6 protein-coding genes are annotated in these 9,076 nt (G+C 61.5%); all 6 read right to left on the reverse strand.

Features of this window, described 5'->3' with window-relative positions:
* Positions 1–166 precede the first annotated feature (166 nt).
* Positions 167–3,475: a DEAD/DEAH box helicase gene (locus BST28156_RS30950; protein ID WP_174904212.1), complete on the reverse strand. Its 3,309-nt coding sequence runs from the start codon at positions 3,473–3,475 to the stop codon at positions 167–169.
* Positions 3,476–4,119: 644 nt separating this feature from the next.
* Positions 4,120–4,632, reverse strand: a complete 513-nt coding sequence (yfiB, locus tag BST28156_RS30955; RefSeq protein WP_174904213.1) for an outer membrane lipoprotein YfiB — start codon at positions 4,630–4,632, stop codon at positions 4,120–4,122.
* 87 nt (positions 4,633–4,719) lie between these two features.
* A complete protein-coding gene (gene dgcN, locus BST28156_RS30960) occupies positions 4,720–5,988 on the reverse strand; it encodes a diguanylate cyclase DgcN/YfiN (RefSeq protein ID WP_174904214.1) in 1,269 nt (422 codons plus the stop codon).
* On the reverse strand, positions 5,985–6,683 hold the full coding sequence (yfiR, locus tag BST28156_RS30965) for a regulatory sequestration protein YfiR (RefSeq protein WP_174904215.1): 699 nt from the start codon (positions 6,681–6,683) through the stop codon (positions 5,985–5,987). Before yfiR ends, dgcN begins: the two co-directional genes overlap by 4 nt.
* 599 nt (positions 6,684–7,282) lie before the next feature.
* The gene (locus BST28156_RS30970) at positions 7,283–7,516 is read right to left on the reverse strand and encodes a hypothetical protein (protein ID WP_174904199.1); all 234 of its coding nucleotides are present in this window, start codon (positions 7,514–7,516) and stop codon (positions 7,283–7,285) included.
* Positions 7,517–7,560: 44 nt separating this feature from the next.
* Positions 7,561–8,771, reverse strand: a protein-coding gene (locus tag BST28156_RS30975) for an IS3 family transposase (RefSeq protein ID WP_155774291.1) whose coding sequence is annotated in 2 segments (ribosomal slippage) — positions 7,561–8,456 and positions 8,456–8,771 — 1,212 coding nt in all. Because the reading frame shifts where the segments join, the coding sequence is not laid out codon by codon here.
* Between the last annotated feature and the right edge of the window lie 305 nt (positions 8,772–9,076).

Here is a 9,076-nt window from a genome sequence, read left to right on the forward strand (position 1 = left end):
GCTCAAACCGACGGCGAATCCGGAAGCTCGAAGTGGGTAGACGGCGGCCTGCGCTGGCATCGGCCGGCGAGCTTCCTCTACCGCGTCCCCGCTGGAATTTCGATCTTGCTCCCGCGCCGATGAACTCACGCAACCGGCCCGCTTCGCCGCCAGGCCCTTTCGAGTTTCAATGCGACTGCTCGCGGACCAACTCGAGGCCCGCCCAGGCAACATCGCTCCCCGGCAAGCTTTGCGACAATGTCACGAAATACTTCTGCTTCTCCCACGCCGCCCTGTCGCCGATCACATACAGCCTCTTCTTCGCCCGGCTGACGGCGACATTCAGCAGATTCGGCCTTTTCGCTGCCCACCCTTTAGCCCCCGGTCTTTGGCGATTACCGCCCAATACCAGCACGACCACGTCGGCTTCTTTCCCCTGCGTTGTATGCACCGTCCCGGTTTTCTCCGTATCGAAGCTCAACTGTCTGGCCAATCGCCCCAACCGATTGGCGCAATCGCGAAACGGAGAAATCATGAAGATATCTGCAGGCTGCACACCGTACCGATCACGAAGGTCCGTCAATAAAGCTCTTACGGCCAGACCCTCCTCAGGGATCCAGTTTCCTTCGCTGCTCTTTCCGACCACATCGATCCAGCAGCTCTCGGGTAAGGGCGTGTCGGTCGTCGTTTTTCCATGAACCATCAGGCCATCGTAGGCAATTTTATTGCTGACCGCGAACATCGGGTCGTCACAGCGGCGATGCACGCGAAGCGGACATCCCACCCAAACTTTCCCCTTGTCTGCGTCGGGCAGGCTGGTTCCCAGGTTCATGGTCTGATCCGCCAGTACCTGCGCAGATGTTTCGCTCGGCCACCAAAGTGGATCCACGCCGTAGTAGCGGGCCAAAGCACCCTCCACCGTAGGCGGAATTCCGCTTACCGGTTCGAGTTGCTTCGGATCGCCAACAACAACCGTTCGGGCCGCTCGCCAGATGGCGCCGGCCGCCTGTTGCGGCAATGCTTGTCCTGCCTCGTCAATCAACAGCCAACCGATAGCCTCCCTCCCTATTCTGCTAAACATGCGCGGGACAGACGCAAAGGCGGTCGAAATCACCGGCACAATCAAGCAAAGAGATTCCATGGCCGCAGAGGCGACGTGCATGGGCAAATCTTTGCCTTGCAGCCAGTCGCTTGCCAGATTGATGTTGGCCAGAATTTCGCCCGGATGACTTTCGATGAATGCCCGGTGGACATCCAGCGCGGCCAGAAATACTGCTTCTCGCGCCCTGCGCCAATCTTCTCGCGCCCACGGTGCGGACTTTTCCCGCTTGTCGTCGGAGGCGTCCGGGTCGGGCCAGAAATCACCCAACCCTTTTCTGGCTTCGTCGAGCAGACCGGACGCGGCACTCAGATCGCCGTTCAATTTCTCCAGGTCACGGTCCACCTGCGAGAAACTTCGGTCCAACTCGGTAACCCGGTGCCTCAAATCAGCGAGCTTCGCTTTCGCTTGCTTCAAACTCGTCAGCGGGTCGCTCATTTCGCGACGCGCAGCATCCAGCTCCTGCGTAAGCCTATGATGCCGGTCCCACCATTGGCGATGAGACCGGCCAAGCGTGGCGATCCAATCCAACAGTCCGGGCTTGCTGGATTCCTGCCGCGCCAGCCTCTGCTCGGCGTCGTCGACACCTTGGCGTAGTCGAACACAGGTTTGATCGGCTTCCGAGAGTACATCGGCTTGCCGCTCACAATCGCCGCGCGCTTGGTCGAGTTGCGCCGCAATTGCGTCTCTGGCGACTTTCGTCTCTGCGACTTTTCCCCGGAGACTTTCTATTTTTCCAACCGATCCGGAGATTCGGATCAGCTCGGCTCGAATCGCGGCTTCTTCTTGCTGCGCCGCCTGAAAACGGCAAACAGCGTCCTCCCACAACACGGCCGGAGCACGTGTGCCGGACTTGATCAAGTTGAGGTGGTACGAAAGACCTTCACCTCGTTTCGGGGTGAAGCGGTCGGGTGGTGGCGCCGCGTCAGCCTGGCTCTCCTTCGGCTTGCGCCACCAGAATGTATTCATGAACTCGTCGCGATTGGTCTTGTTGCCCAGCCGCGCTGCGAGCAAACCCCAAGCCGGCTTCCCAAGCAGCTCAGTCGCCAGCGCTGAGAAATAGTCGCTTTCGCCAAGGACATGCGCAGGCACAGCCTTGGCGCCAGGCAGTTCCAGAGATACGTTCTCAACCGCGCCATTATTGGCCGACGCAATGACGATGGAAAAGCCCAGCATGTTTTGGTGCAGCGGATAGTATGGAATCCGCTTGTCGCCCGACTTGAACGACGCTTTTGGCGCCAAGGCAGCATTGCCCGCCGACACGAGCGCTTGCGCTCGTTGAGTCACCACTGCCGCAACGACATCGCGCAGCAGCGTGGTTTTCCCCGTGCCCGGCGGACCATTGACCGCGAAAATCCCCGGGGTATCGGCATGTCGTTGCCAGATTTCATTGACTGCGAGTTGCTGACTGAAGGCCAGCGGATATTGAGCGGGCCAGCAGCCACTCGCGGCTTGCGACGGCAGCAAGCGCTGAAAAGCCCTCGTTAGTCCGCGTTCCGAACGTAGATCGATGCGCTTCGGATCGACAGAGGCGACTGCGGTCATGTATTCGGCGAATCCATGCCCGACGTCCTGACGCTGCCATGCGGCACTCAACTGCCGCAATTCGCCGATAAAGAAACTGTTTAGCAGATCATCCTGGGCTGCCGCGGGCACCTTTTCCGGCTTGTCGGGCTCAGCTCCATCAATCGGCTGCGGTGCCTTGACCTGAACGCATTTCACCAGGCATGCGTGCATCGGATCCTGCGCAGACGACGGAAAGCGAGTTTGCTCGTAAATCAGTTGCAGCAACCGATCGAGCCAGGCTAGATCGGCGGTCACCGACTCCGCCCTCATGCGAGCAGCCTCTTCCGCCACCCATTGCATTAGATGCCGGGACAGCACGTCAAAATCGCCGAATCCGCTGTCGATATCGGGAATGACGGCGCTGGGTGCAGGCAATCCGACCAGGCTGCACGGGATGCTTCGATCGAGCGTAACGACGTCGTCGTCGCGCTGTAAAATCTGCCCGGCCGCCCATACCGCAAGCGAAAGCGTGAACGATTCATAAAGCGGTACGCCATTTTCGTCGAATCGAATATCGAAGACGCGACTCTTGCCGCTTATCCCGTCGTCGAACACCTCTTCATGCCGCCCGATTTTCTCCTCGAGCAGTTTGGCGAACCGGGCAAGTCCATACACGCCGAACTGCACGCTATAGCGCCAAACTTTGCCTTGGGGTATGGGCTTGCGACAATGCCTGGGATCCTTCCAGGGCAACGCGCCGCCACGATCAACGTTATATGCAGGGTTGAGCTTGTCGTTGGGGTCGTCTTTACTCAGCTTCTGAGGTGTCAATGCCTCGATTGCTTTCCAGAAAGGGAAGACCTGTTTGGGGCCCTGGATTTGCTGATTCACCGAAACCTCGCCTTGCTCTTGTTTTCCATCCGTCCACATACCCTGAGCCGTCTAGCGAACACACCGGCTATACGGCCGCTGAACGCGAAACGTGAGGGCTCGACTAAACGACTGCTTTCGGATTCCAATGACATTCGAATGTCCGAACGCGTCTTCCGATGACGGGTACATGCTGGCCGAGAACCGTACTGGCGTTAGGCGTCAAGCGCATCGTGCAATTGCCGGCATGGCGATGGTGGAACGGCGCACCGATCGAATATGACCTTGTCGGGATAGGCCCCATACCGACAGGGTTCTGCATTTGAGGATTATTTTGTCCGGCTCCGCGGCCGGAATATCCGCGCCCGACGACAGCGCCGGTTCCGTGCGTCAGCTGCCCGATGCTTTGACTGTATTGCCACGGCATGTATGTAATCTCCTTTTTTGATCTGTTTGGCCGCTCTCATTCGGCCAGCCGATTATCGGCTGCGACGATTTAAGGCGCAACCACCACGATCGCATCGACGCCACAGAAAGCGCATTATCGCGTTTCGGTGATCCCGTCGTTGACGAGCGAACCGATAAATCCGGGAGATACTCCGATGGCATAGCTTTCAACCAGGAAGTTCGGTGCCCGGCATTCGTACGCCAGCAAGCAAAGTCCCTCACCCCGGCGAAACCACAATCGCCGCCCTCCGATTCTGCGCCCGCCCTCCTGGCGTCCGGTTATCCCCCACCGGATCCTTCTTCCCTCGGCCGACAACCACGATTCGCTTCCCGTCCAGCCCGACATCCACCAGCTCGATCGCCACCACCTCCGCCCGCCGCCTGGACAATTCCAGATCGTACGAATCCGTCCCTTCGTTATCCGAGTACCCATACACTCGTACCCCGTTGATCCCCGCCGACCTGAGCGTGCGCCCGATCCGCTCGACGATCCGCCGCACGTCGGGCTTGAGGTTGTATCGATCGAAATCGAACAGGATCGGCCCGCTCGACCCGAACTCGAAGCCCTGCCCTGTCTCCTGGAACCCGGCCGACTTGAGCGCCGTGACCTGCGTCTGCGTCAGCCCGCGATGAAGCGGCGGCGGCGTCTTGCAACCCCCAAGCAGAAGGCACGGAAGCAGCACGCTCCCGACACCGATCCGCCAAATGCTCACAGGAAACGAGTTATTCATCGCCGCATCTCCTTCGAATGCGCCCGCGTCGCGCGCGCTTTTTTCAACCTCTTGCGACAACCCGCCAGCGGAACGCGGCCAAAAACATCAGGCCGGCCCCGCAACGCCTTCGGCCAATTGCCACGACCCCGGCCGCGTACGCTTGGCCCGATACATCGCGGCATCCGCCGCGCGCACCAATCCGCTCGCATCCGACGCATGATCCGGATACAACGCAACCCCGACACTCACCATGGTGTTCACCGCGCGGCCATCCGACAGCATGATCGACGGCACCATCCCGGCCAGCATTTCGTCGACGATACGCCCGACACTTTCCGTGTCACGCACCCCCGTCAGCATCACCGCGAATTCGTCGCCGCCCAGTCGGGCAACCAGGTCGGTCTCACGCAGCTGCTCGCGCAAGCGCGCCGCGATGCCGATCAGCGCCGCATCGCCGGCGTCGTGGCCGAAGCAATCGTTGATCTCCTTGAAACGGTCGCAGTCGAGATACAGGATCGCGACCCGCTGCTCCGTCACCGCCGCCTCGCCCAGCGCAAGCGTGAGACGCGACTCGAACTGCACACGATTGGGCAACCCCGTCAGCGCATCGTGCGTCGCCTTGTGCTCCAGCGATGCGTTTTCATGGCGCAGCGTGTTCTGCCAGTCTTCGAATTCGTCGAGCAACGCATTGAAGTCGTCGCCGAGCTGGTTCAGTTCGGCGATCGGTACGGGCTCGACGCGTCGCGCAAACGCGCGCTCGCGCCGCACCGCATGCGCGACGCCGGCCAGCGCGCGCAGCGGCGAGACGATGCTGTGCAGCAGCCGCTTCGAACTGACATAAGCGCCGAACACGCTGATGGCAAGACAACCGAGAATGCCGCCGACACCGCCGAGCAGGAATCCGAAGAATTGATGCCCGCGGCCGCGCACGACGACGTAGCCAATAACCATGCCGTCATGCATCACCGGAACGGCCACGGGCCCCGGCAGCGCAAGATCGGCGACGACGCGTTCGAGCCGCGCGATCTTGCTGCCGGCAGGCAGCTGCCACGTCGCGAACGGCCGGCCCTGGCGATCGGCGACGACCACCTGCGCGACGTCCTCGTCGTTGGCGATCAGCGCGATCGCCTCGGCCGCCGCGACGCGGTCGCCGAACACGAGCGCCGCCTCGACCGTATACCCGAGCGAGCGGGCCAGCAGGTTCAGATTGTTGCCGGCATACGCGCGCAACGCGATCACGGCGACGACGATCAACGACACGGCGGCCATCGCGACGGCGACGAATGCGAGACGCAGGTGCGCGCGACGCAATACGCTTTGCAGCGTGGGGCGCGATATCCGCGAGAGGGAAACGTGAGGCGCGGGACGTGTCATGGCGCCCCCGGACGCCGCGCGAGATTGAGCACGTTCGGATGCACTCGCACGCCGCTGCGCGCGACGGCGTCGAGATTGATGTCGAAGGTCACGCGTTCGCCGTCGACAGTGAGACAGAACATGCTGCCCGCGGTGCACGACGTATCGTGTTCCGCGATCGTCAGCACCGGATGGCCGGCCACGGCGGTTCGCACCCGCGTCCTCTCGTCATCGTTCAGCGTGCCGAGATAGACGACGTCGCACGCGATGCCGAGCGCAGGATCGTCGGAACCGACATGCTGCACGTCGAGCACGGTCGAACCGGCCTGCAGCGTATCGGTCAGGCCGCGCGCGTAGTCGGGGCGGCCCGTCACGCACAGATGCAGATGGACGGGCGTCGCCGGCCAGCGCGTGAAGCTGACGATGCCGAGTACGACCTGACGCACGGCGATGTCGCGTGGCGAGATCTCAGGGTCGGCACGACTCGCGGGGGTGGCGATGCGTATCGTGTCGGCTGCGCCATCCGTATCGACGGACGCCTCGGCGAGTGCGGTCAGGGCCATGCCCAGCACGCAAACGATTGCCAACAGCGCGTCGCCTAACCACATGGCCGGGCCGAGTCGGCCGGACGTCGTCCGCGTGGCGATCGCCGCCGCGCTCGTTGGCGTCTTTACTGTCGCATGACCGGCAGCCGACGCGCGCACTTTCGCATCCATGATGGAAACATCCGCTGGCGTCGTTCCCGGCGCTGCCTCCAGCCTCCCGTCATGCGCGCGCAGGCACCGTTTCGCGCGCATGATTGCTTCATCTTAGGGGGAAAATCACGCGGTCAGCCAGTGGGAAACACCCGCGAGAAAACGTCGGAAGGTATGGGGAATTGAGGCTTGTGTGGTGGCGTTGTTGAATAGGGCGATCGTCGTCGATTCGATGCCGCGGTCTATCAATTTATCGATCAGCGGATTGGATACTCGTCTGCGTCAAAACTTCATATGTTCTGATGTGCCAGGCCGGATGGCTCGGCAGGCCGACGTCGATTCCAGAATCGCAATCGCTGGCGTCACCAGTCCACAAGAACGCAGGCATCGTCTACGAACTTGCATGCCTTCCGAGTGCTACACGTCAGCTCCACGAGATCGCGCCAGCAATAGTAAGGCGGCAAGTCAGCACGGGAGGCGGACATTCAAAGCCGCCTGACTGTCGCCGCCCTCTGCCCAATCCCACGCCTCCGCTAGCCCGATCCAAAGTATTCCCAATTCGCCGTCAAGGATCCACTCTGTTCATACAGCGAATCCGGCCAGGGTCGGGGGCGCGGCCTCTACTCCGGCTGATCTTCGTCGTCGCCACTCGACTTGTAGCTCTCGCGCGCCTTCCTGTAACTGTTGTCGAACGGCTTGATCTTCAACATCGCGGCGCGGTTCGTAAAGCCACCGACCAACGCTATCCCGAAACCTGCCAGCAACACGATACCCCCCGAAATAGACGGGTAATAATCTGCACAGCGATATACACCGCCGAGATGCCAATTACGATCAAACTCCACCTTATCCATCGATGAAAATTCCTGGAGTTGACCCTGTAATCCCGGACACGGCATCACACTAAGGTTGCTGAATCCATCGAGCGCCGGAACTCGCGAGGCGAGCGGTATTTCAGCGCGCTATGGGGATGCTTCTCGTTGTAATGCTCGAACGCGATGGCCAAGTTGCGTGCGGCAGTCGCTGCGTCCGGCTTCGGCATGAAGGCGACGTAGTCGCGTTTCATCGTCTTCACGAAGCTCTCTGCCATCCCATTACTTTGTGGGCTGCACACCGGTGTGGTCAATGGCTTCAGGCCGATGGCCACTGCGAACCGGCGCGTGTCGTCGGCCGTGTAGCCCGAACCGTTGTCGCTCAGCCACTCGATTTCGGACGGGGTATGCAGTTCGTTGCCAAACCGATTTTCCACTGCAGCCAGCATCACGTCGCGCACGATGTCGCCGCTGTGACCTGCTGTCGTGGCTGCCCAGCTCATCGCCTCTCGGTCGCAGCAATCCAGCGCAAACGTCACCCGCAGCGGCTCGCCGTTGTCGCAGCGGAACTCGAAGCCGTCCGAGCACCATCGCTGATTGCTGCGCGCGACGGCCACCTTGCCATCGTGCCGACGTTGCGGCCGAGGCGGGGCTGGACGCCGTTGCATCAGCAGACCGTGAGTGCGCATGATGCGATAGATGCGCTTCGCATTGAACGGCACCTGTCCGGCAGCAATGCGTTCATTGCGCAGCGAGCCCCACACCCGGCGATAGCCATAGCTGGGCAAATCGCCGACGACTCGGCGGATTTCCTCGACCACGCTCGCATCGTCCGTCTGCCGCGATTGACGGCCATCGCGCCACGTCGCCGGACGCGACAGTCGTGCCGATACGTTCGAGCGCGACACGCCGAGAACTTCACAAACCAGTTTCACTGGTCGTCCTCCGGCAGCGAGGGCGAGTGCGCTATCCATTTTTTTGCCCGGCCGTACTCGACTGCTTCGCGGAGAATCTCGTTCTCCATGGTCTTCTTGCCGAGCATCCGTTGCAGCTCGCGAATCTGCTTGAGCGCGTCGGCCAGCTCTGAGGCCGGAACCACTTCCTCGCCAGCCTTGACCGCTGACAGGCTCCCATCCTGGTACAGCTTGCGCCAGTGGAACAGCTGGTTCGGGTTCACGCCGTGCTGCCGCGCGACCATCGAAACCGACTTCCCTGGTTCGAAACTCTCGCGAACCATCGCCAGCTTTTGCTCCGCCGTCCAGCGCCGCCGGCGCTCCGGGCCCGTCAACACTTCCATCACTTCCTGCCTGGTGTTAGTCAAAAACACAGTCTTATGCCTACCCGTTATTGTAAGTGGGTGACTGTGTCCGGCGTTTCAGGGGGCTGCTCCACCCAGCCCCACCCCCAACCACCGCCCCCGCCCCACCCGCCAGCAGGTTCGAAGCCAGATTCCCCAACAACGCATCCACATTCGTATTCCCCGTCGGCCCTGCCTCCCTGATCGACTCGGCAATCTCATTCAACCGAGGCGCAAGCTTCGCCGACAAACCCGCCCCCGCCGCCCCGCCCACAGCGCCCAATCCGCCGCCTGTCAAACCACCC

Source organism: Burkholderia pseudomultivorans (assembly GCF_902499075.1).
Taxonomy (GTDB): domain Bacteria; phylum Pseudomonadota; class Gammaproteobacteria; order Burkholderiales; family Burkholderiaceae; genus Burkholderia; species Burkholderia pseudomultivorans.